Origin of the sequence: Dyadobacter sp. 676, from assembly GCF_040448675.1 — a bacterium.
In the GTDB taxonomy this organism is placed as follows: Bacteria; Bacteroidota; Bacteroidia; order Cytophagales; family Spirosomataceae; genus Dyadobacter.
On sequence record NZ_CP159289.1, the window covers coordinates 7,094,856 to 7,118,444 of the forward strand.

Genomic DNA, 23,589 nt, shown 5'->3' on the forward strand with positions numbered 1-23,589 from the left:
CCTCACCGAAATACAATTCATGAAAACCAGATTTATCTACCTCATCCTTGTGATTTTGCTCGCGACCGGCCTGGCGAACGCCCAGCAACGGACCATTACCGGCACTGTCACCGACGCCAACGACGCCAGCGGGCTGCCGGGGGCTTCCGTCACCATAAAAGGCTCATCTACCGGCACGTTGACCGACGCCAACGGCGCGTTCAGCATCGACGTCGGCACGGCATCGCCGGTGCTCGTCGTTTCGTTTATCGGCTACATTACCCAGGAAGTCGCCGTGGGCAACAGCGATAAAATCGCCGTCGCATTGAAGCAGGACGCGAAAATCCTAAACGAAGTAGTAGTAACCGCGCTCGGTATTTCCCGTGAGAAACGTGCCCTGGGCTATGCCGTGCAGGAAGTAAAGGGCGAGGCTTTGCAAACGAGGCCGACCAATGCGCTGAGCGCCTTGTCGGGCAAGGTGGCCGGCTTGCAGGTCACTTCCTCGGGTGGTAATATGGGTGGTTCCTCGCGCGTGCTGCTGCGCGGTATCAACTCCATTTCCGGAAATAACCAGCCCCTGTACGTGATCGACGGTACGCCCATCGACAATGCCGACCTCAACAGCGCGGCTACAAGCGCCGGCAGCGGCGGCAAGGACGTCGGTAATATGATCCAGGACCTCAACCCGGACGATATCGAAAACATTTCGGTGCTGAAAGGCCCATCCGCGGCAGCGCTTTACGGTACCCGTGCGGCGAACGGGGTGATTTTGATCACAACCAAAAAAGGCAAGGAAAACAGCAAGGTGAACATCACGCTCAACACCGGCGTGGAGTTCGAAAACATCGTGCGCCTGCCCAAACGCCAGAAACTGTATGGCGGGGGTTTTTCGAGCACGTTTCAGAAAGCCAATATCGGCGGCACCGACTACAATATCGTAGAATATGCGGTGGACGAAAGCTGGGGGCCCAGACTGGACGGTACGCCCGTGCTGCACTGGTATAACCTCGATCCCGAAAATACGGCGGAGTACCTGAAACCGCAGCCATGGGTTTATCCCAAAAACGATGTACATACTTTTTTCGAAACCGGGGTGTCCAATACCAACAGCCTGGCGGTGAGCGGCGGCAATGCAAACTCGACATACCGGATTTCGTTCACCAATAAAAATGTGAAAGGCACCGTGCCGAACTCCTCGCTCAAGCGCAATTCGATCAATTTCTCGGGTTCGACACAAGCGGGCAAATTCAAGTTTTACAACAATTTCAATTACATCAAAAACCAGTCGACCGGCCGGCCGTGGACCGGTGCTACCAACAGGAATATTATTCTGGAAGCATTCCAATGGGGACAGGTGCAGGTGGATTACAAAAAGCTGAAAAACTACAAACGCGCAGATGGCACCCAGATCCTCTGGAACCGGAGCGGATATCAGGACACGCCTGCCGGCGAAGCAGCCAAATTCATCGATAACCCGTATTGGTCGGCGTACCAAAGCTACCTCGAAGAAAACCGCGACCGTTTCTACGGCAACGTGGGTGTGGTATACGACGTGAACAGCTGGTTGAAAGTGAGCGGAAAAGTGAATGCGGATGTGTACCAATACCAATACCAGGACCGCATTGCCGTATATTCACGGACGCAGTCGCAGTACCAGGAGTACAACAACAATTTCAGTGAGTTCAACTACGAATTACTGGCTTCCGCGACCAAAAACTGGGGGGATATTTCGCTGAACGTGAATGCCGGGGGTAACATCATGAGCCAGCACCGCCGGGTCAGCGATGCTGTAACGCAGGGCGGGCTGATCATTCCGGAGTATTATAACCTTAAAAACGCGAGCTCGGTGCTCGTCAACTCGAATGCTTACCGCAAGCAGATCAACTCCATCTTCGGGAGCTTCTCGCTGGGTTGGAAAAGCCTGCTGTTCCTCGACGGAACGTTGCGTAACGACTGGTCTTCCACCCTGCCGCTCAACCGCAATTCTTTTGCATATCCCTCGCTCACGACCAGTTTGATTCTCAGCGAATTGAATGGCGTGAAGGATATTAATTGGCTGGATTTCGCCAAAGTCCGCCTTGGTTGGGCCCAGGTGGGTAACGATACCGACCCTTACCAGCTGCAACGCGCCTACGAAGCAAGCCAGTCGTTCGACGGCCTTCCTTCCTACAAACTGCCCGCACAGCTGAACAATCAGTCGCTGAAACCGGAAATTACCAGCTCCTGGGAAGCCGGTCTGAACATCCAGGCACTTAAAAACCGCGTCGGGCTCGATATTACCTATTACGACAATGTGAGCCGCAACCAGATCATCAACATCCCGGTATCGTCGGCATTCGGTTACGATTCGAAAGTGATCAATGCGGGTAAGATCAATAACAAGGGTATTGAAATCACGCTGACCGGTACGCCTATCCGTTCGAACGGCTTTGAATGGAATTCGAGCCTGAACTGGTCGAGAAACCGCAACAAGGTGATCCAGCTTGCGCCGGGCGTGAATACATTCCAGCTCGCCAACAGCCTCGTGACGCTCGTCGCACGCGAAGGCCAGCCTTACGGGCAAATCCTGGGCAACGATTTCGTATATACCGAAGGTGGCCAGAAGGTGATCAAAGCCGACGGGACCTATGAGCGCGCGCAACAGCTTACCCCGCTGGGAAGCGTTCTGCCCAAATACCTGTTTGGTTTCCAGAACAGTTTTACTTACCGGAATTTCAACCTGGGCTTTCTTATCGACGGGCGCGTAGGCGGCAAGTTCTTTTCGCAGACCTATAAAGTGGCTATGTACGCGGGCGTTCTGGACAAAACCGCCGCTAACAACGTACGCGAAACCGGCGTCGTGCTCGACGGCGTGAAAGGAACTGTTACCTACAACGCCGACGGCACCTACCAGGTGACCAACATTACGCCCAACGATACCCGCATTACGGCGCAGGCATGGTCACGGGGCGAATACAGCGGACCTACCCCGCAGACGATCTTCGACGCGACGTTCGTGAAGCTACGGGAGATCACATTCGGCTACAATCTGGCGCTGAACAGCAAGGCCGTGAAGCAGATTTACTTCGGGGTTTACGGACGTAACCTCGCCAACATTTACACAGCCAGCAAGTACATCGATCCCGAATTCGCCAACAGCGGCGGCAATATCCAGGGTATCGAGGGCGGCAACATTCCCGTACCAGCCACCTACGGCCTGAACGTAAACGTGAAGTTCTAACCACCTCAAACTGAAAATCATGCAAAAGTCCATATATAACAAAAGTATTCTGGCACTCGGAATCGGCACATTGCTTGCCTCCTGCTCCGACAGCCACTTCGAGGAGATCAACAAGGACCCGAACCGTCCCGAAAACGCGACTACGACAACGATCCTGCTTTCCGCCGAGAAACAGGTGATCGACAACATCCGCAACGAGAACAGCTCCCTGCGTGGTTCGCAGCTTTTTGCCCAGTATTACAGCCAGAACATTTACAGCGACCAGTCGCGCTACGACATCCCCAGGTCGTACTCGGATACCTATTGGAGCAATGCCTACAAAGCATTGAACAACCTCAACGAGATCATCAGGCTGAACACCGACCCGGCTACCAAAAATGTAGCGGCCGCCGGAAACGCCGGTAGCAACGCCAACCAGATCGCCATTGCCCGCATCCTGAAAGCATATGCGTTTCAGAACCTGACCGATGTGTTCGGGAACGTTCCTTACCAGTCATACGGCAACCAGGACCCGGAATTTCAGGCATTGCAGCAAGACCCGGAGAACCTCAGCCCGGCTTATGCGAGCCAGCAGAAAATCTATCTCGACATCCTGAACGAGCTGAAAGCGGCAGGCGACACCCTGATCAAGTACAAGTCGGGGACCACGTTCGGCAACTATGACGTGATCTACAAAGGCAGGAACGAACTGTGGGCCAAGTTCGCGAACTCGCTACGCCTGCGCATCGCGACGCGCATCCGCAAGCAGCAGCCGGCCGAATCGAAGAACCATTTCGACGACGCATTGGCCAAAGGCGTCTTTACCTCGAACGCCGACAATGCCGTGTTCAAATACCAGGCGCTCGCCCCCAACGAAGCGCCGCTTTACCGCGCCACTGTGACAGCCAACCGCAAGGACTTCGCCGTTTCGCACGTGCTCATCAATGTGTTGAAAGGCCAACTGGGCACCGTAAAAGTGCAGGATCCGCGTTTGCCGGTGTATGCCACCAAAAATGCGGCCGGCGATTATGTGGGCCAGCCTTACGGATTGCCCGTGGCAGCGGCGGGCCTGCTGACCGCCACCGACGTGAGCCTTCCCGGCGCGGTGGTGAATGCGGCCAATTACGGAGAAGTTTTACAAGAATATGCCGAAGTGGCATTCCTCATTTCGGAATACAAAAACTGGGACCAGCAGGAATATATCAACGGCGTGACCGCTTCGCTGCAAAAATGGGGTATTGCGCAGGCCGATATCAACACTTACCTGGCCGCGCTTCCCAAAGCCGACAAAGCCAATGTACTGAACCAGAAATATCTGGCGCTTTACACCCAGGGTGACGAAGCCTGGGCGGAAATCCGCCGTACGGGCTACCCGACGTTCCTTGTGAAGCCTGGTGACATCGTATGGAGCCGCACCGTGGACGGAAAAACCACCGACTACAAATTCCAGCCGCTCTTCGGCGAGGGTGTGCCCCAGCGCCTTTATTATCCGCCCAAAGAACAGAGCGTAAACCTGGCTAATTACCAGAATGCCGTGAAAGCGCAGGGCAACGACGACATTACTACGCCGCTTTGGTGGAACAAGTAATAATCAATTTCAGGAAAATGGCTGCTCATTTAACGGTGAGCAGCCATTTTTTTGCTGGATATTCAATTTTGTCCCGCTATATTTGTGGTACAACTTTTATCTATTTGTAGAATAAGTTGTATTCAAATAATCTCCTATGAAAAACCTTACGACCGACGATATCCTGAAAGTGGCTGTTTTTCTGCCGGTGCTGGTGCCTATTTACCTGGCATATGCCTGTTTTAAGGCCCTGAAGGCATTGCTTGAATTCCAGGACTGATATACTCGCACCGCAGGAGCTTCATGCCCCGACGCGTACCGTAGCAAATGCTCCACACCATTTGTGGTCTACCAGTTGGGATTTTGCTTCATCTTGCTATTCGCATTTAGCTCGGTCAGCGGGATCGGCCAAACATAATCCCGCGCAGGATTGAATTTCCGCTGCTCCACCACCACGGGTTTGCCCGTCGCCGGATCCACGGCCCCGTACACCGTGCCGTTCAGCACCTTCTCGCCGATCTTCCAGCGACGGATGTCGTAAAAACGCTGGCCTTCGAATGCAAGCTCCACCTGCCGTTCCCTCCTCACGAACTCGCGCATCTTTTCCTGCGTATTATACCTTTTCACGTCCACGTCCGGCATTCCCGCACGCTTGCGGATCATATTCAGGTAGCGGGTCACATCGGGGTCCTGCCATTTGCCCGTTTCGATCAACGCTTCCACGTAATTGAGCAATATTTCGGCATAGCGGATAATGAAAAAGTCGAGCTGGCCGTCGGCCTGGTTGCTGATATCCCTCGCATCCAGCCATTTTTTGATCCAGAAACCGGTCTGGGTCGACTGCGTCTGGCCAATCAGGTCTACGCTCGTGGTAGTGAAGGGGTCCATAACCTTGCCCAGGAAGGTCTCGCCGGGCGCCAGGATCGACGCTTTGAAACGCGGGTCGCGGTTATTGTTGAAATTGGGGTTCCTGACGTAAATCGCCATGCTGTCGGCACCAAGTTCCTGGATCGTTTTGCCCTGCTTCGTCTCGTAGGTGTTCACAATGGCCGCTGTGGGAGATGTGGTCGAGTTTGCCCCGCCGAAACTCTTGGGTCCCAGTCGCAGGAAAGCCTGGCGCTGGCCGGTACGGTAAAAGAAGATACGCTCCCTGTTGACTACGCCGGTGTAGGTGAACAGCGCTGCGTAATTGCCGATGTTGGGATCGGTGCTGTGATAGAGCTCGTAAATATTCTGGTCGATCACCTGTTTCGCCTTCATCGCCGCATTGGCATAGTCGTTCACAAACATATAAACCTCGCATTCCATGGCATAACAAATCGCCTTGTTGATACGGTACGCTTCGCTATCGGGATATTTGACGGGCAATACAGCCGCAGCCGCCTCCAGTTCGGCAATGATGAACCGCAGCATTTCCTCCTGTGTCGGGCGGGCGGCATATTGCTCGGCAGGAGAAAGAGAATGGTCGACAATCGGCACCGGACCGAAATAGGCAAACAGCTCGAAATGGTACCACGCGCGTAACGCCCGTGCTTCGGCGGCATACCGCTCTTTCAGCGACGGGTCCTGCACGTATGCTTTGGCATAGTTTTCCAGAAACCGGCACGCATTCCTGATCGCACGGTACTTATTGCGGTACTGCTGCAACGGGATTCCCGAAGAGCTGGTGGCCGTTCCCAATGTAAATACTTCAAAATCGGTATAATTGGCACGAAATACCGATTCGTCCGAAGCGCCGGACAAATGTACCCGCGCATTGGAATAGAAATCGTTGTAGACAATTACCCCCGACGGGACGCCCGCATAGATGTCTTCCAGCGCCGCCCTCAGGTCGGTTTCCAGGTTCCACCATTTTTCGTCCGTCGTGGCGGTCGGGTTGTCCCTTTCCAGAAAATCGGAGCAGGCGGCATGTATCAGCAGCAATGCCAGGCATATGCAGAGTGTTCTGTATCTTTTCATGGTATTTTCGGTATGGATTAGAAGCGCACGTTCAGGCCGATCGTGTTGGTTTTGAATAGCGGGTATGTGCCCTGGTCGCCCTTGGTCTCCGGGTCAATTACTTTCAGTTTCGTGAAAGTGAGCGGGTTCTGCGCATTCACATACACACGCAGGCCACGGATATGCAGGCGGCGGCTTACGGCTTCGGGAAGATTGTAACCCAACTGCACATATTTGACCCGGGCGAATGCGCCATTAGCCTGCCAGAAGTCGGACAGCAGCCCGTTGTTACCCGGTGCGGTGAGCAGGCGCGGGAACCGGGCGTCGGGATTCTCGGCTGTCCAGTAATCTCGGTGCCAGTTCAATGGCGTTCCGCCTTCACCGGATACATTCAGCGGAATGGCGATCCGGCCGGTATAGAACACCGCCACCTTGCCGGTACCGGTGACGAGCGCTTCGAAATCGAAATTCCGAACCCTGACAGAGAGGTTACCAAAATAGGTAGTCACGGGATCGACAGGGCCGAGGGCGACGCGGTCGTCGTTATTGATGATCCCGTCGCCGTTCATGTCGGCATAACGGATATCGCCCACCCCTTGCCCGGCAATAACCGGGACGTTGTTGTCCATGTCCCGCTGCTGGATCAGCCCCAGGCTCTTGTACCCATAAAATTCCGTGATCGCCCGGCCTTTCTGCCGGATTTCGTTGCCGGCCACGATGGGCGTCTCCTGCGAGAGTTTCAGCCATTCCGACCTGTTGCGTGAATAGCCTAGGTTGACGCTGAAACTGATGCGCTCGGTGACCGAATGGTTAAAACCCGCTTTCAATTCCCATCCTTTGTTCACCACGCTTCCGATATTGATCGGGCCGGTCAGCAGCGCCGACGTGAGTGTCGGTTGCGGGTTAAGAATCAGATCGGTCGTTTTCTTGTTGTACCAGTCAAAAGTAATGTCGAGTTTCCGGCCGAAAAGGCTCGCATCCGCGCCGATATCCAGAATACCCACTTTTTCCCAGGTAATATCCGGGTTGCCGATCGTACTTTCCGTACCATTGCCGGTGTTTACGGTCGACTGGTAACGATACGGCTCGATATTGTTATTTCCGAGCATTCCGTAGGAGCCGCGCAGTTTGAGTTGTTTTACAAACGAAACGTCTTTCATAAAACCTTCGTTGCCGACATTCCAGCCCGCGGCCAGCGATGGGAAATTCCCCCATTTCTTTCCAGGCGCGAAGAGCGACGACCCATCCCGGCGCATCCCTGCTTCGAGCAGATATTTGTCCCTGAAACTGTAATAGGCTTTCCCGAACACCGAAAGCAGCCCGATTTCCTTCCAGGCATCGGCATTATTCATTTCCTGCGAAAAACCGGCGATGAAGTTCACCCGGTGGTCGCCGAAATTTTTGTTATAGTCGAGATTGCCGCCTGCATAGTAATAGCTCGACCGGTTGGTAGGCCCGGCCGACTTGATCGTGCCGTAATCCCAGCCGGCTTTTTCGCCGGTGAAGTAATCGAAAAAAACAAACGACTCGCGGTCGGTTTTGTCGGCTCCCGACGACACGCGATAGCTGAATTGCCCTTTCACCGTCAGGTCCCTCGAGACATCCCATTTGGGGCGGAGATTGATCAGCACCTCATCGCGGATGCGCCGGATGGTACCGCCCTTTTCGATCTGCGCCAGGGGATTCCAGCTCTCGCCATAGGTTCCGTAATAGCTGTACCCCGGCCTGTCGGGCTTCTCGGGGTATTTGGCCATGATATTCGGCGGGGCGGTGTAAATCCAGTTGAGCAGCCGCGCACTTTCGCCGCCATAGGCATAGGGCTGCAGCTGATCGTCCCGCGAGGCGAACAAATCCATAAAAACCACCACGTCCTTACGTAAATCGATGCTGGTGTTGGCGCGGACATTGGCGCGGTTGAAGTTCGAGTTGGTCAGCATGCCGTCCTGCTTGAGATAATTGGCGGCGAGCGAAAAGCGGGCCGTATTGTTCCCGCCCGACACCTGCAATCCGTGCTGCTGGATCATGGAATTGGATTTGAGCAGCAGCTTGCCCCAATTGGTGTCGGGGTTGCGGAGCGGTTCCACGCCATTCCGGGTGTTGTTGATTACATCCTGCGAATAAGTCGGATCGCCGCCCGTGTTCCTGCGGGCCTCGTTTACCATTTCCATGTAAGTGGCGGCGTCTACGAAATCGGGCTTGTACATGGGGCTCTGGTTGCCGTAAAACACATTGTACTGAACATCCACCTTGCCGGCGACGCCCCGTTTGGTCGTGATCAGGATCACGCCATTGCCCGCACGCGCGCCGTACACCGAAGCGGCCGCGGCGTCCTTGAGAATGGAGATACTCTCGATCGTATTCGGGTCCAGTTTGTTCATATCGAACGGAACACCGTCCACGAGTACCAGTGGCGACGAGCCCAGGAGCGACCCTACGCCCCGGATCTTGATCGAAGCCGCGTCGCCACCGGGAAGCCCGGAACTCTGGTTAACATTGATACCCGTCGTTCCGCCCTGTAATGCCTGCGAAAGCTGGGTAATGGGCTTGTTGTTCACGTTATTCATGGAAATCGTACTCACGGAGCTTGCCAGGTATTTCACTTTTTGCTCCGAAAAACCGGTTACGACCACTTCGTTCAACGCGGTGGTGGTCTCGGGAAGCGAGATGACCAGGTTCCGCTCGTTGCCGTTCACCGTGTATTCCTTGCCCGTAAATCCGACGAAAGTGAACACCAGCACGTCTCCCATTCGGGTATAAATCTCAAAAAAACCGTCATTATCGGTGGTAGCGCCCTTTTGCGTGCCTTTAATGACCGCGGTAACGCCCACCAGCGGGCCGGGCGGTTCTTTCTGGTCGAGTACACGGCCGCGCACGAGGATGGTATCCGCACGAACGCCTTTCGGCTTGCTCCGTTCGGGCATTTCCTCGCCTTTCCGGATCACTATGCTGTTGCCCATCAATGCGTAGGAAAGTCGGTAGGGTCGGAGTAATTTGGATAAAATATCACGAAGCTTCTCGTTTCTGGCCCGTATGGTGGTCGAAGGCATGGTGGCTGTCTTGCCTGCAAAAACGATATTGACATTCGCCCGGCCGGCGATCTCGTCCAGAGCGTCGGAGAGCGGAACATTTCTGAGGTGGATCGTTACGGGCTTTTCCAGCACTTGCGCGTTCGAGTCGCGGGCAGCGGACAGGGAAGCAGCGCAACATATAAGGCCAATGACGACGGCGCTGTATCTCATCGCGGTAAGAATATAGTGGACCACTTCACTCCTTGGGAGAGATTTTTTCATAATTTTGACAGGTTTAAAATGTAAATCAGCTGGTTGTGCGCGACGCCCTAGACTTCGACCCCTGTGGCGCCCGCGCAATTTTGAACTTGCATTTTGACTCTTTCCCCGGGTTCGCGTCCGGGGATTTTTTCTAGGTAATGTGCTTCATATTTGCGCGGTTTGGTGAATACTATTCCTGATTGTGTGTGCTCAAAGGCATTCGCCGGTAACCAGCGTATAGCCCGCCTGCCGGTTCCCTTCCAGCTTTCCACTCAGGGAAGCCGCAAGCATTCCGAGAATTTGCGTAACGGGCTCCGTGTCGTCGAAATCCGCATGGACGGGGCAATCGCGTGCCCGGTCGTCGAACTTCACCGCCACGTCGAACCGCCGTTCGAGCGTCCTTATGACCTCGTGCAGCGGGCTGTTGCGGAATTGCAGCCTGCCGTCCTTCCACACCGATAACCCGCCGGCATCGGGATATGCCCTGGCAAGGAGCCTGCGGTCGAATTTCCCGTAAACCGCCTGCTCGTCGGGTGAAAGCTCGACGGACGCCCCCGATTCCACCGAACTGACATTGACCCGCCCCGTCACCACCGAAACGGCAATGGAGGAATCCTCCGGGTAAGCTTTGATATTGAAACTGGTGCCGATGACCCGCGTACGCAATGCGCCGGTGCAGATGACGAACGGGCGCGCCGTATCACGCGCGACCTCGAAGAATGCCTCGCCGGTAAGATTGACGTTCCGTTCCTTGTCCTGGAAAACGCGGGGATAATCGACCGAACTGCCGGCATTCAGCCAGATATGCGAGCTGTCGGGCAGAACGACCTCCTTCTTTTCTCCCGCGGCCGCTTCGGCATGAAGCATTGCCACGGCCCCGCCGGCTTTTTCACGACGGTTCAAAATGTATAGAACGGCTCCGGCCGAAAGCAAAACGAGCAGCCAGACGGCCGCATTCCGAATGTACGGGGCAATAAGCGGCCGCACGGGTTTCCGCACAGGGGTTGCGATCCGGTCGGCCAGGGAGGCGTAAACTTCCCGCACGGCAGGCCCGTATTTTTCGGCTCCGGCATCCGCCGCGTCGAGTTCTGCGGCGATCAGTCTCCGCAGCTGCTCTTCGTCCTCGCCGGTCCGGAAATGGGCCAGCAGCTTCGCCACTTCCTCCGGCGTGCATTTATTTTCAAGGAAGCGCCTGAACAGCGTTTCAATAGGGATAGGGTTTTCCAAAATATTCGCGTTTTTTCGCTAATACGTTTCCCGGAAAAACATCCTCTGCTCTTCCCCGAAAAAAAATTCAGTTTTTTCTTTGATGTATACCAAACCTGACACTACAAATCGGCGCCAAGCAGGGCAATGACGAGCGAAAACGCCACGTCTGTCCGGCTGTTGAGATAGGCTTTGATGAAACGGTTGGCTTTTACGATATGATCGCTGATGGTAGAGGGTGAAATGCCCAGCTGGACCGAGATTTCCTCGTAGGATTTGCCTTCGATTTTACCCAGCACGTAAACCCGTCGCCGCATCTCGGGCAATCGGGCAATAGCGGCATTGATCAGTTCCAGGCTTTCATTGTAAATGACGGCTTCTTCCAGGTGACTGTATTGTCCTTCCAAAACATACAACAGCCTGTCGGACAGCTTTTTATCACGCGAAACTTTTCTGAAATGGTCATAAACGAGGTTTCCCGCCATCTTATAGAGAAATGACCTGAATGACCTTTCAGGGTCAATCTGCGTCCTCAATTCCCATATTTTCAGGAAGAGGTCCTGCAAGAGCTCCCTGGCGGTGTCTTCGCATTTCACAAGGCGCAGTATATTGGCGTAGAGTTTCAGGCTGTACTTTTCGTAAAGCACCGTAAATGCCGCGGCGTCACCGCCTGCCAGCTTTTCCAGTAGTATTTTTTCATTGATTTCCCCGGCCTGCAACATGTTTAGCGGCATATAATATCGTCGCCGGCGCACGCTCCGGCGCACGGTAAATATAATCTTTTGTAGATAAAACAAGTAAATATCCGGAAAACCACTATCCTGCCCTGTCGGATACGGCCACGGAATTGTCTGATCCGGCTACCGATTTGTCCGGTTCGGCGATGTTGCGATTTCCGTGTGACGAGCCGCGGCTAATTTTGAACCACCGGAACAGGAAAATTTCCTTGCGGAACATCAAGCCACCGACTTTAAACAATACCATCATGGATAACAACAACCATTACAGCCGCCGCCATTTTCTGGGCCTTGCTACGCTCTCGTTCGCAGCTTCTCAGCTCCTGCCTTCGCGCGCATTCGCAAATACCGGAAGAAATCGCACACCGGACGGCGCTTTCACCACTTTCAGGGAAATCAAACAAATCGAGGCCGGCGTGTTAAATACAGGCTACGCGGAAACCGGTCCGGCGGACGGCCAACCGGTGATCCTGCTGCATGGCTGGCCGTACGATATCCACAGCTACGCCGAAACGGCCGCCTTGCTTGGCGACGCGGGCTACCGGGTGATCGTGCCCCACCTTCGCGGCCATGGCACGACGAGGTTTCTTTCCGACAAAACCTTTCGCAATGGCCAGCAAGCGGCAGTAGCTACCGACATAATCGCCTTGATGGACGCGTTGTATATCGGAAGGGCCGTCATCGGCGGCTTCGATTGGGGAGCGAGGACAGCCAACATCATCGCGGCGCTATGGCCCGAACGATGCAAGGCGATGGTGTCGGTGAACGGCTATCTCATCAACAACCTCGAAAGAAACAGGCAGCCGCTCGCCCCGGCGGCGGAATGGGGCTGGTGGTATCAATATTATTTCGCCACCGACCGCGGCAAAAAAGGTTACACGGCGAATTGGTACGATTTCAATAAGCTGATCTGGAAAAATATATCGCCGAAATGGGCATTCGACGACGCTACCTACGCCCGCTCGGCCGAATCCTTTAAAAATCCCGATTATGCGGCCATTGTCATACACAACTACCGCTGGCGGCTCAGCCTCGAACCCGGCGAAAAACAATATGACGAAATCGAGCAAAAACTCGCGGCCGGCCCGGTAATTCCGGTCCCCGCCGTAACCCTCGACGGCGATTCCGACGGCGTGGTACCTGCCGGCGACGGCTCCGCATTCGCCCGCAAGTTCAGTGGCAGGCATGTGCACCGTGTCGTAAAGGGAGCCGGCCATAACCTGCCGCAGGAAGCGCCACGGGCATTTGCCGATGCCATTATCGAGGCGGACAACTTCGCAAATAACGGCTAAGCGCCCTATTCCCGGCCTTCGGGCTTTGCCGGGAGGCAATCCACAAAACGGATGTCCTTCGAATTTTGAATATCCATGGTCAGTTGCTTCCCGGGCGTTTCGAAAGTCACTTTTTCAAAAAGTACATGCCGGATATCCAGGCCGCGCAAAAGCGGATCGGTGGCGATAATGGACGCATTCCGGATCGTCACGCGCTCCGCGTCGCTCGCTTTGAATGCGGTCCGCACGTTAACACTGGCATTTTCGACGAGCAGGTTCGTCGCCGGCGATTCGGGAATGCCGGTGATATCCACGAATGTCCTGGCCTTTTCCACGACGATGTCCCGGGCCGTGATATTCCTGTATGCAGGTGTGAGCTTGTCCACGGGGCGTGCCGGAAGGCGGTCGGCGAGTTCGCCCACGTATTGCCTGCTGCCGAGCATATCGAATTTCACGGCGTCGCCGCGCAGTTTCATACGTATGCGCTCATACACAAGGTTATCGCCGCCGCCCGCACGCGAGCGCCGGGTTTTGAACCGCAGGCCGGTATCGGTATCGTCGAAAACGCAGTCGTGAACATACAGGTTACGGATCATCCCGGCCGTTTCACTGCCGCAGGTAATGCCGCCGTGGCCCTGGCGCGCAAGGCAGTGGCGAATCACCACATTTTCGGTCGGCCTGTTCACCCGGATACCGTCCTCGCCCCGGCCGGCCTTGATCGTAAAGCAGTCGTCGCCGCTGCTTAATGTGCAGTATTCGATCAGCACGTTCCGCGACGACTCGATATCGATGCCGTCCCCGCGCGGAATGCCCACCGAGCGCACCGTGATGCCCCTGATAACCACATTGTCGCAATACACCGGTACTACGTTCCAGAAAGGCGTATTTTCCAGGGTGATGCCTTCGATATAAACTTTTTTACAACGAATGGGCGAAACGAACATCGGCGGGAATATGAAGCCGCCATCCCTGCCGTCGTAAATCCTTTCTCCGACCGGCTTATCGGCCGGGACCACTTTTTCGATTACGTCGGTGGTCATAATCCGCTTCCTGACAGGCCCGTCGGGCGGGCCTATCAGTTTGCCTTTTCCGGTTACAGCGATATTTTCCTGGCCATCGGCATAAATCAATGCCCCGAGCGACATCAATTCCACGCCTTCGTTCCTGGTGAATACCGCCGGAAGATAATCGCCGATCTCCGCGCTGAAATGCAGCTCCGCGCCTTCACCGACATGCAGGTTTACATTGCTTTTCAGAATGATGCGTCCGGTTTTCCAGACGCCCCGCGGAACCACGACCGTACCGCCGTTCTTTTTGCTCACCTCGTCGATGGCCGCCTGGATCGCCTGCGTGGCCATTATGCCCATACGAGCGCCTTTATCGGTAATGCTCACCGTCAGCTCGGGGAAAACGGGTTTTACAAAAACAGGCATCGGGAAAGGCGCCCTTACCGGCGCGATGTCGGCCGGAAGTTTGGCGGCACCTACATCGGCGACCGTCGGAACCACGGCGCTCCCGCCGGGTTTTTGTGCGGAGGAAGAATTGATTTTTCCGACGCTTATCAGAATGAAAACAAATATTGAAAATCCAGAACACTTCACGTGTATCATACCTAAAACCTTTCAACCATCGGGAAGACGACCGCGGCCCGCAACTACTCTTAAAAAACATTTCATTTTATCCGTCCGCGAATCACCATGCATGCTATCTTGGTACATCAGCCAGTCCCTATTCGATGCAAACGGAAGATTATGCCGATGCTTATGGCTTCGAAGATGTAAAACAGATTGAACCCGGAGTGAAAGGAGCATGCCTGGCAGCAACCCTGCGGTTCACTTCAATAAGTGACCTTTCCGGTAGCCGGCCGGGCTTTGGTGCGTATGCTTTTTGAAATAATTGCTGAAATGCGGCGCTTCCAGAAAGCCTAGCCGCACAGCGATTTCCTTAACGGACAAGGCCGGGTCCTGCAACATTACTTTCGCTTCCGCAATGGTTTTATCTGCGATCCACGCACTGACCGACTTGCCCGTTTTGTTGCTGATCACGCTCGACAGGTAGTTGACATGCAGCGATTGCAAATCGGCATAATCCTGCACCCGCAAGGGTACCTCCACACTGCCGCTCACGAGATCCCTGAAATGTCGTTCGAGGTTTCGCTTGAACGTTTTGACGATCTGGGAACTTCGATTGCCTTCGTAAATCGGGTTATAATTCTGAAAAAAATACTCCTTGATTTTCAGGAGCAGGGCGACCATCAGGCTACCGATAATCCTGTTTTTATATGGCGAATGGCCAAGGTGCTCGCTGTGAATTTGCTCGTAAAGCCGCCTGACGACCTCGAACTGCCCCTTCGACAGCACCCGTGGCTCCACCGTTTCGGTGAGCAGAAACGAAAAGTCGCGGTAAACGTCTTCGTGCACGTTTTCCTTTAAATAGGCTTCGCTGAAAGTGATCAGGCAGGTGTCTGTGATGCTGTGCCATTCGAAAATGCGGTAATTCCCCGGGTTGGTAAAATATACGGTCCTCGGGCGCACGTCGAAAACCTGGTCGTCGATAGTATACCTGCCAAATGCCTCCTGAACAAACAGAAAACTGAAATAATTGGGCCGGAAGGGCACCGACGTGAAGGGAAACCGGGTGAAGGTCTGTTGCAGATAATGGATCGTAAGACCGGACGACGCATCTACCGGATCGACCGGCAGGCCCATCGTTTCGTATAGTTCGGGAAGGTCCCTGACAGTCAGATTACGCACCATGTTTCAAAAGTAAACAAAACCATTCAATAAGTGGAATTTGCGCTAAACCGTAAAATTTGTAGTATTCATTGTTGCCACGACTGGTAAAAATACGTGAGTGTGACTAATTCCTGCTATGCACGGAATGTCACACAGTAGAAATGTTTTTACTACCGATGGAAATTGTTCCAAAACTAGGTTATTATTGTACCCCCGTTCAAATCTCCCCGACCGTCATCGAACGACAACCTATTGCTGATTCGGCCATGAATATCGCGAGGATCATACCCCTTCTAGCATTCCTCACACTGGCGGTACATGCATACGGGCGGGATGTCTCCGACTTCACGGAGCAGCATTTCACAAGCGACAACGGACTTCCGCAAAACAGCGTCATGCAGCTCCGGATGGATAAAAACGGATTTATCTGGATGACTACCCAGGGGGGACTGGTGCGTTTCGACGGCACGCGGTTCGTGACCTACAACCTCAGCAATGTGCCCGGGCTTATCAGCAACCGCATTATCGATCTCGGGCTTACGGGCGACAGCACGGTTTTTTTCAAGGATACCAGTTTCAAAGTCTTTTCATTCGATAAGAACAACCAGCCGTTCCTGCTGAACCCGCATATTCGCAACAGGTATGTGATCCTGCAATCGCCCGGGGACCAGTTCGATGTAATCCGCAACCTGATACCCGGGGACCGGCGACGCGTCGAATCGCTTTTTGCCGCATTTGCGGCGCAGGTTATCTATAACCGGATCGGGGCACGCGGGGACGGTTTTCTGAGGATCGGCGACAATCTGCTGCTTTACTTTTACCAGAAAAAGATCATTTCCTTTAAAACATTCGAATACGGCGCGGCCATGGCATATGATAACGCGGGTGTTTTGGGTAAAAAAATGTATTTCCTCAATGAAAAAAAGCAACTGGCCGGCATCGATTCGTCGGGACGGGAGTATGCCGTTTTCCTCAGACTGCCCGGCCGCGACCATCCGGAGCTCAGCGGCCCCTCGCATTTGTTTCAGCAGGGCGAGCGGCTTTTCCTCCACGATTCAAATACTTTTTATGAACTTAAACCCGAATCCGGCAACGCGCTGGTTGGCGAACCGGTATTGAAAACGAAGGACGTCGGTCGTGTGGCCTGTTACCTGAACATTCCGGAAAAGGGCATTCACATGCTGGGCACCGAGACCGGCGGGCTCTATATTTTCAGAAAAAAGCAGTTCAAAACCGTTCGTATCGCGGGCACGAACAACAATTTTTACAGTCAGCATCTGTATCGGAACAATGGCTTGATCACAGGGCTGGGCGCCATCCTGCCCGCGGGCACGATCACCGGCGAACCGTTTCCGCTGACGGACCGGAGCGGTATCCTGGTCGATAAGGAGGGATATATCTGGTTAAATGCCAGGACAGGTAAAATCGAAAAGCGTACCGCCGACTTAAAACTGGTTCAACAGTTCGATGTCGAACGGGAAGCCGCCAAATTCGCCCAGACAGCCGACGGAACTATCTGGGTCAACCTGGTATCGGGGAAAATGGGCAAAATCTCGGGCGATTCGATCCAATGGATGAAGCTGGCCAAGGGGGGTTACCGCTTTTGTGCCGGTCAACGACAAGGAGTTTTTTGCCTCGAATGGCCGCGGCGTTTACCGGCTGGAGATTTCAAGGCCGGCCTTGCACGAAATCCCGGAATTGAACGGAAAGGAAGTCCGGACATTTTATTTCGACAGGCGGAAAACGCTTTGGGCCGGAACCTACGGACAGGGGTTTTACGCCATCCGGAACGGCAAAACGAGTGCGTTGCCGCTCGACCGGAACGGTTACCTGCTGGTCGTGCATGCATTTCTGGAAGACCGGAAGGGCTTTATGTGGATGAGCACCAACCATGGCCTTTTCAAATGCAAGACGCAGGACCTTTACGATTACCTCGACGGCAAATCGGGCAGCGTTTTTTATTACTATTACGATAAAAGCAACGGTTTCGACAACAACGAGTTCAACGGGGGATGCAACCCTTCGGCGGTTGTGTTTCCGGACGGGAAATTCTCGTTCCCTTCCATGGACGGCCTCGTGCAGGTGTATCCCGACAGCATAACGGACATCCTTCCGTCCTCGAAGATCCTTATCGACAAGTTCATCGTCGATGGGAAGGAACAGCCGTTCAGCGCCGACCTGCGGCTTGAACCGTCCTTCAACCGGATCGAGGTATTACTGGCGTCGCCCTATCTCGGGCTGCCCGAGAACCAGCTTCTGGAATACAACATCAAAGGCCTCGACGACCAATGGTACGAGCTGAAAAACACCATGACGATTACGCTCAACCGGCTCGGTCATGGCGATTATGTATTGCAGGTCAGGAAAAAATCGGGGTTCGGGCGTGGCAATCTGGGCCTGCTGGCCAAGAAATTCACGGTAAATCCATTCTGGTACCAGACGTGGTTTTTCGCGGCATTCGCATTGGTATTGCTGCTATTTTCATTCTATCTCGTGGTTAAGCTGCGTTATCATTACCTCACGCTCCGGAAAAAACAGCTCGAAGCACAGGTACGGGAGCGCACCAGGCAATTGGAATACAGTAACCGGCTGAAAGAAAAGATCACCCTCCTGCTCGCGCACGATCTGCAATCGCCGATACATTTTCTGAACCTGCTGTCGGACCATGTCGCCGCTTCGCTGGAAAGGAACCGCCTCGACGACGCCCGGACCGGCACCGCGGAGATCAAAAAAGCGGCAGCCAACATTCATGCGTTCGTGAAGGAGATCAACCTCTGGACCAAGTCGCAGCAGGAAGGGTTTTACCTTGTCAGGCGACCATTTCCATTCGACGACCTTGCCGGGGAACTGCACTCTTTTTTCAAGGAAATGCTTTATTTAAAGAATAATACCCTCGCATTTGTCAACCCGGAGAAATCGGTACTTTTTACCAACCGCGAGATACTGAAAGCGGTCGTCCGTAACCTGATCGACAATTCGAACAAATACACAACCGGCGGCCATATCATTGTGGAGCTGGAACGGCTTGACGGGGACTTTATGCGGCTGTCGGTTTCCGACAATGGCCGGGGAATGTCGCCCGCCGACCTGAGCAAGATCAACCGGCGCATAGAGCATGTGCTTACCACCGAAGGGATCGAGCAAAGCGGCCGGCTCGGCTACCAGATCATTATCGACTTCGTGGCCCGCCTCGACTGCAAACTGGAAGTGGAAAGTACCGTGGGACAAGGCACGCGGGTGACCATATCCGGGTTGCTTTCGGGACAACCCGACCATCAGGACGCCGTACTTTCCGACAGTACCCCAACCAATTTTACTACGTTATGAAAAGGATATTGATTGCCGACGATCATTCGCTGGTCCGATATGGACTCAAAGTTGCATTGCTCAACCATTTCCCCGACGCGCATATAGACGAAAGCTGGGACGGCCAGTCGGCCATGACATGCCTGAAAAACGCCTTCTACGACCTTGTACTGCTCGATCTTAGCATGCCCGACACCGACGCGAATACCGTTTTACATTGGATCAGAAATATGTACCCCGACACGAAAGTCCTGATCGTATCGATGAACAACGAGGCGATTTTCGGAAAAAGGGCCCTCCAAATGGGCGCACACGGCTACATCGAAAAAGACGCTTCGCCCGACGACCTGATCAGGGCCGTCAATGTCGTCTTTTCGGGGAAAAAGTATATGAGCGCCGACCTGGCGGAGATTATCGTCAACGACACGCTCAACCGGAAGTCGATGAACCCGTTCGACGAACTTACACCGCGCGAGTTTCAGGTGGCGATGTACATCATCCAGGATTACACCATCACGCAGATCAGCGAACTGATGCAGCTGCAATATACCTCCGTAAGCACATTCCGGCGCCGTATTTTCGAAAAACTGAATATTTCCGACCGCAAGGGGCTCGTTCAACTGGCCGACGCCTACAAGCTCGGCTGAACCGTTGCCATCGGGAAATCTATTTCGCAAGTTTCTCTTCGCCCTGCCGGTAATGTTCCCGGGTAACCACCGGCTCGCCTTTACCCTTGTTCATCCGCATCTGGAACACGTCGACCAGCAGGGAAAAGGCCATCGAGAAATAGACATAGCCCTTGGGAATTTCGAGTCCGAAACCTTCGCTGACGAGCGAAAAGCCGATCAGTAACAGGAACGACAACGCGAGCATTTTGAATGCCGGGTGGCGGTTTACGAAATCACTGATTTTTTCCGCCGCCAGAAGCATGAGCAATACCGTCACCACCACTGCCACATACATTACCCACACTTCTTTCACCATGCCGATGGCTGTGATAATCGAATCGATCGAAAAAACCATATCCATGATCAATATCTGGGTAATCACCTGCCCGAACGACGACACCTTGATCTGCTTGCTCTGATCGCCGGCCTCACCTTCCATTTTATGGTAAATTTCTTTCGAGCTTTTATAGAGCAGAAACAGCCCACCTGCCAGCAGTACGAGCTCCTTCCCGGAAAAACCTTCCCCAAAAACCACAAACAGGTCCTGGTCGAGTTTCATGATCAGGGAGATAATGAGCAAAAGGCCGATCCGCAGCACCCCGGCCAGGACCAGCCCCCATTGCCGGGCCTTTTTCTGCTGATCAGCAGGCAGTTTCGCGGCGATAATCGAAATAAAGATTACATTGTCGATGCCAAGAACGGCTTCCAGGGCAACGAGGGTGAGTAGAGAAACGATGACTTCCAATTCCATGTAGTTCCGAATATTTGTGAACAATACGGTTATATACGCAAGATATGTGCCAGACAGGGACCGGCCAACAACGTGGGCGGGTATTGCCGTGTCGCCTCAAAGCACTTTCTCCATATAGATCGCGTCTTCGTGCGGGTTGGCGTAGTAGGCAGGTATCTCTTCGAACCCGAACGACTCATAAAGTCGGCGTGCGCCTGTCATGCCCGCAAGCGTATCGAGCCTGATTTTCCGGTAACCCAGCTCCGCCGCAACGAATATCGACCGTTCGAGCAACTTCCTGCCGAGCTGGTGCCCCCTGTATTCGGGCTGGACATACATCCGTTTCAGTTCCGCGATTCCGTCGCCCTTGCTGCGTACCCCCGCGCAGCCTACCGCCCGTTCGCCCGCGTACGCAAGCAGAAGCGCGCCCGCAGGGGGACCATATTGCGCGCGGACGGCATCCAGCTCCCCGCTAAAATCCTGAAAGCCCAGATCTATCGGCAGCGAAGCCGCGTATTCCCGAAACAATCTTTTTGCATCTTCGTATTGCGCGTCGCTGGCGGCGGTTATCATTTTAAGCGTATTGTCCATAAGGAATATTGATCGATAATCCTGTTTCGAAACCACTATTTTCCGCAAAGCTCGCGAAATAATGCCAGCAGGAACAGGCACAGATCCGGATTTAGCGGCAAGAACAGGCCTTGCGGCAACCGGTCCGACTTCCCCTGGCCATCTTTTCAGCCAATCTTTTAAATTTTAGCTCCGCACCGCCCGCTGCACATCCTAAATTTTGCGCATTGATCGTTTATGCAAAAAGGTGTGCGCGGATCTGCCGAATCTAACAATCAGGAAAACCATGCTGCAAAGAATACCTGAACCGCTTTTCAAAACATATTTAATCCTCAGCCTGGCTGCCTCCGGAACGGTTGCGATGGCGGCTACTTCCTCAATTTCCGACAGCCTGGACGTCTGCCCGGCGATACCGCAGACAGCCCGCATATGGGGAAAGATAACCGACGAATCGTCGCGACCGGTGGCGAATGCCGCCGTGCTGGTGGCGGAATCGGAGCGCGTGACGGTGAGCAACCTTTCCGGTGGTTTCGAGATAGCCGACGCGCCGCTGAACGGCGTATTACTGATAAAACATCCTGATTTTGAAACGCGCCAGGTGCCGATTGTAAAATCTGCCGCCGAATATGCCATTATATTGAAATCCCGCACGCCGTTGACCGCGATACGCCAAAAGAGCCAGGCCAGGGCTTCCCGGAAAGATTCGGAGGTAAGCCATGCAGCCGAAAGCAGCCCTTCGATGCGCGTCGACCGGTGGCCTTACTTCCCCGGCGGCTACAAGGGGCTGAACAAATTTCTCGCCAATAACCTGAAATACCCGTCCGAGGCGCTCCAAAACCGCGTCGAGGGGGCCGTGCAGGTTTCTTTTCTGCTCGACGAAGACGGTAATGTGAGCAGTGGCCGCATTATCGACAGCCCGGGAGCGGAGCTGGACGAGGAGGCATTACGTCTCGTAAGTATGATGCCCAGATGGACACCCGCGCAAAAAGACGGCAAGCCGATCGCCGTCTGGTACACCATCAGTATCCATTTCGATCCGCAAGTGGACAAGCTGCCATTGAAAATCAAAGAGGAAGTACCGAAATTTTTCAGCCGGAGAATGAAGCCGGACCTCTTGAAAGCCCCTTTCCCGACCAAAGACGAACTCGAAAAGCTTTTCCGGAAACACACATTGAACGTGTCGGTACACGAACCTCCCCGAACCAAACTCTACATGTACGGGCACGGCATCGTACCCAGGCCCACGTACGTACCGCTGCAACTCAATTTCAGGCCGCTCCCCTGAATTAACTTCCCAAAAAATCCATTGAAAGGTGGCGAAATGAGCACTTTTGTGGTGCATATTTGTTGTTTATGGCAAAAGAATGCCCAAACAGCGAAATTTACCAGTATTAAAATCGAATATGAAACAAGTAAAAGCCTCCATTTCAGGCATCGAAGGATATGTACCCGATTACATTCTTACAAACGCCGAATTGGAGACCCTCGTCGATACCAGCGACGAATGGATCGTGAGCAGGACCGGCATCAGAGAACGCCGCATCCTGAAAGAACCAGGGCTTGGCAGCTCGCACATGGGTGCAAAAGCCGTAAAAGGCCTCCTCGAAAAAACCAACACCGATCCTGCCGAAATAGACCTCCTCATTTGCGCCACCATTACCCCCGACTTCGTTTTCCCGAGTACCGCCAACCTGATCTGCGACCAGCTGGGCATTCGCAACATAGGCAGTTTCGACGTGAGTGCGGCCTGCTCAGGCTTCATTTACGGCCTTGAACTCGGGGCACAGTTCATCGAAACCGGCAAATACAAGAAAGTAGTAGTGGTGGGCACCGACAAAATGTCGGCCGTAATGGACTATACCGACCGCCGCACGTGCATTCTGTTCGGCGACGGCGCGGGAGCTGTTTTGCTGGAACCCGATACCGAAGGCTACGGTGTAATCGATACGCTGATCCGTTCCGACGGCATGGGCTATAATAACTTACTCCAGCGCGGCGGCGGAAGCCGTTTCCCGGCGACTCACGAGACTGTCGATGCGCGCATGCATTTTCTACACCAGGATGGTCAGCAGGTATTCAAATCGGCCGTTCGCAATATGGCCGACGTGTCCGCCGAAATGATGGAGCGCAACGGCCTGCGCCACGACGACGTCGCCTGGCTGGTGCCGCATCAGGCCAACCGCCGCATTATCGAAGCGACCGCCAGCCGGATGGGCGTCGGGATGGACAAGGTGATGATGAACATCGAACGCTACGGCAATACCACCGCGGCCACGATCCCGCTTTGCCTCTGGGATTACGAAAAACAACTCAAAAAGGGCGATAATCTGATATTCTCTGCATTTGGCGCCGGCTTTACCTGGGCTTCGGCTTATGTGAAATGGGCCTATTAATGCAAAAAAAGTCGGCACAGC

At 54.0% G+C, this 23,589-nt stretch carries 17 protein-coding genes; 9 read left to right on the top strand and 8 right to left on the bottom strand.

What is annotated here, in order from left to right:
• The first annotated feature begins 19 nt into the window (after positions 1-19).
• From ABV298_RS31065 to ABV298_RS31075, 3 genes are all read left to right on the top strand, one after another.
• Positions 20-3,199: a SusC/RagA family TonB-linked outer membrane protein gene (locus ABV298_RS31065; protein WP_353719997.1), complete on the top strand. Its 3,180-nt coding sequence runs from the start codon at positions 20-22 to the stop codon at positions 3,197-3,199.
• Between the two features lie 19 nt (positions 3,200-3,218).
• Positions 3,219-4,766: a SusD/RagB family nutrient-binding outer membrane lipoprotein gene (locus ABV298_RS31070; protein WP_353719998.1), complete on the top strand. Its 1,548-nt coding sequence runs from the start codon at positions 3,219-3,221 to the stop codon at positions 4,764-4,766.
• 136 nt (positions 4,767-4,902) lie between these two features.
• Positions 4,903-5,025, top strand: a complete 123-nt coding sequence (locus ABV298_RS31075) for a hypothetical protein (RefSeq protein WP_353719999.1) — start codon at positions 4,903-4,905, stop codon at positions 5,023-5,025.
• 68 nt (positions 5,026-5,093) lie between these two features.
• Here the strand turns inward: ABV298_RS31075 and ABV298_RS31080 are convergent, their stop codons facing one another.
• From ABV298_RS31080 to ABV298_RS31095, 4 genes are all read right to left on the bottom strand, one after another.
• On the bottom strand, positions 5,094-6,704 hold the full coding sequence (locus ABV298_RS31080; protein WP_353720000.1) for a RagB/SusD family nutrient uptake outer membrane protein: 1,611 nt from the start codon (positions 6,702-6,704) through the stop codon (positions 5,094-5,096).
• A gap of 17 nt (positions 6,705-6,721) precedes the next feature.
• Positions 6,722-9,973, bottom strand: coding sequence for a TonB-dependent receptor (locus ABV298_RS31085; RefSeq protein ID WP_353720001.1), 3,252 nt, complete (start codon positions 9,971-9,973; stop codon positions 6,722-6,724).
• A 189-nt stretch (positions 9,974-10,162) separates the two neighbouring features.
• On the bottom strand, positions 10,163-11,179 hold the full coding sequence (locus ABV298_RS31090) for a FecR domain-containing protein (protein WP_353720002.1): 1,017 nt from the start codon (positions 11,177-11,179) through the stop codon (positions 10,163-10,165).
• Positions 11,180-11,280: 101 nt separating this feature from the next.
• Complete coding sequence (locus tag ABV298_RS31095; RefSeq protein ID WP_353720003.1) at positions 11,281-11,880, bottom strand: sigma-70 family RNA polymerase sigma factor; 600 nt, start codon at positions 11,878-11,880, stop codon at positions 11,281-11,283.
• Positions 11,881-12,143: 263 nt separating this feature from the next.
• Here ABV298_RS31095 and ABV298_RS31100 point away from each other — a divergent pair, with 263 nt between their 5' ends.
• Positions 12,144-13,187 carry an alpha/beta hydrolase gene (locus ABV298_RS31100; RefSeq protein WP_353720004.1) on the top strand — a complete coding sequence of 348 codons (1,044 nt, stop codon included), beginning with the start codon at positions 12,144-12,146 and terminating at the stop codon, positions 13,185-13,187.
• Positions 13,188-13,192: 5 nt separating this feature from the next.
• On the opposite strand, the gene ABV298_RS31105 is transcribed toward ABV298_RS31100, so the two are convergent.
• The gene (locus tag ABV298_RS31105) at positions 13,193-14,674 is read right to left on the bottom strand and encodes a glycoside hydrolase family 28 protein (protein ID WP_353720005.1); all 1,482 of its coding nucleotides are present in this window, start codon (positions 14,672-14,674) and stop codon (positions 13,193-13,195) included.
• Between the two features lie 324 nt (positions 14,675-14,998).
• Positions 14,999-15,922, bottom strand: coding sequence for an AraC family transcriptional regulator (locus ABV298_RS31110; protein WP_353720006.1), 924 nt, complete (start codon positions 15,920-15,922; stop codon positions 14,999-15,001).
• Positions 15,923-16,077: 155 nt separating this feature from the next.
• Between ABV298_RS31110 and ABV298_RS31115 the strand changes: the two genes are divergently transcribed.
• From ABV298_RS31115 to ABV298_RS31125, 3 genes are read left to right on the top strand one after another with little or no spacing between them, the layout of a single operon-like run.
• On the top strand, positions 16,078-17,877 hold the full coding sequence (locus ABV298_RS31115) for a two-component regulator propeller domain-containing protein (protein WP_353720007.1): 1,800 nt from the start codon (positions 16,078-16,080) through the stop codon (positions 17,875-17,877).
• A complete protein-coding gene (locus ABV298_RS31120; protein WP_353720008.1) occupies positions 17,780-19,228 on the top strand; it encodes an ATP-binding protein in 1,449 nt (482 codons plus the stop codon). The genes ABV298_RS31115 and ABV298_RS31120 overlap by 98 nt, the downstream gene beginning before the upstream one ends.
• Positions 19,225-19,854, top strand: coding sequence for a response regulator transcription factor (locus tag ABV298_RS31125; RefSeq protein WP_353720009.1), 630 nt, complete (start codon positions 19,225-19,227; stop codon positions 19,852-19,854). Before ABV298_RS31120 ends, ABV298_RS31125 begins: the two co-directional genes overlap by 4 nt.
• A 19-nt stretch (positions 19,855-19,873) precedes the next feature.
• Here ABV298_RS31125 and ABV298_RS31130 read toward each other — a convergent pair whose 3' ends face one another.
• Complete coding sequence (locus tag ABV298_RS31130) at positions 19,874-20,626, bottom strand: TerC family protein (RefSeq protein WP_353720010.1); 753 nt, start codon at positions 20,624-20,626, stop codon at positions 19,874-19,876.
• A 96-nt stretch (positions 20,627-20,722) separates the two neighbouring features.
• Positions 20,723-21,196 (bottom strand): GNAT family N-acetyltransferase, encoded by a 474-nt coding sequence (locus ABV298_RS31135; RefSeq protein WP_353720011.1) that lies wholly within the window; start codon positions 21,194-21,196, stop codon positions 20,723-20,725.
• 265 nt (positions 21,197-21,461) lie between these two features.
• On the opposite strand from ABV298_RS31135, the gene ABV298_RS31140 reads away from it, so the two are divergent.
• Both ABV298_RS31140 and ABV298_RS31145 read left to right on the top strand, forming a co-directional pair.
• Positions 21,462-22,460, top strand: a complete 999-nt coding sequence (locus ABV298_RS31140; RefSeq protein ID WP_353720012.1) for a TonB family protein — start codon at positions 21,462-21,464, stop codon at positions 22,458-22,460.
• Between the two features lie 118 nt (positions 22,461-22,578).
• Positions 22,579-23,568: a beta-ketoacyl-ACP synthase III gene (locus ABV298_RS31145; RefSeq protein ID WP_353720013.1), complete on the top strand. Its 990-nt coding sequence runs from the start codon at positions 22,579-22,581 to the stop codon at positions 23,566-23,568.
• The last annotated feature ends 21 nt before the right edge of the window (positions 23,569-23,589 follow it).

What these genes read in the sequence shown, in the direction of transcription:
- ABV298_RS31065 (WP_353719997.1), top strand. Translation starts at nt 20, where the DNA reads ATGAAAACCAGATTTATCTACCTCATCCTTGTGATTTTGCTCGCGACC.
- ABV298_RS31070 (WP_353719998.1), top strand. Translation starts at nt 3,219, where the DNA reads ATGCAAAAGTCCATATATAACAAAAGTATTCTGGCACTCGGAATCGGC.
- ABV298_RS31075 (WP_353719999.1), top strand. Translation starts at nt 4,903, where the DNA reads ATGAAAAACCTTACGACCGACGATATCCTGAAAGTGGCTGTTTTTCTG.
- ABV298_RS31080 (WP_353720000.1), bottom strand. Translation starts at nt 6,704, where the DNA reads ATGAAAAGATACAGAACACTCTGCATATGCCTGGCATTGCTGCTGATA.
- ABV298_RS31085 (WP_353720001.1), bottom strand. Translation starts at nt 9,973, where the DNA reads ATGAAAAAATCTCTCCCAAGGAGTGAAGTGGTCCACTATATTCTTACC.
- ABV298_RS31095 (WP_353720003.1), bottom strand. Translation starts at nt 11,880, where the DNA reads ATGTTGCAGGCCGGGGAAATCAATGAAAAAATACTACTGGAAAAGCTG.
- ABV298_RS31100 (WP_353720004.1), top strand. Translation starts at nt 12,144, where the DNA reads ATGGATAACAACAACCATTACAGCCGCCGCCATTTTCTGGGCCTTGCT.
- ABV298_RS31110 (WP_353720006.1), bottom strand. Translation starts at nt 15,922, where the DNA reads ATGGTGCGTAATCTGACTGTCAGGGACCTTCCCGAACTATACGAAACG.
- ABV298_RS31115 (WP_353720007.1), top strand. Translation starts at nt 16,078, where the DNA reads ATGGAAATTGTTCCAAAACTAGGTTATTATTGTACCCCCGTTCAAATC.
- ABV298_RS31120 (WP_353720008.1), top strand. Translation starts at nt 17,780, where the DNA reads ATGAGCACCAACCATGGCCTTTTCAAATGCAAGACGCAGGACCTTTAC.
- ABV298_RS31125 (WP_353720009.1), top strand. Translation starts at nt 19,225, where the DNA reads ATGAAAAGGATATTGATTGCCGACGATCATTCGCTGGTCCGATATGGA.
- ABV298_RS31130 (WP_353720010.1), bottom strand. Translation starts at nt 20,626, where the DNA reads ATGGAATTGGAAGTCATCGTTTCTCTACTCACCCTCGTTGCCCTGGAA.
- ABV298_RS31135 (WP_353720011.1), bottom strand. Translation starts at nt 21,196, where the DNA reads ATGGACAATACGCTTAAAATGATAACCGCCGCCAGCGACGCGCAATAC.
- ABV298_RS31140 (WP_353720012.1), top strand. Translation starts at nt 21,462, where the DNA reads ATGCTGCAAAGAATACCTGAACCGCTTTTCAAAACATATTTAATCCTC.
- ABV298_RS31145 (WP_353720013.1), top strand. Translation starts at nt 22,579, where the DNA reads ATGAAACAAGTAAAAGCCTCCATTTCAGGCATCGAAGGATATGTACCC.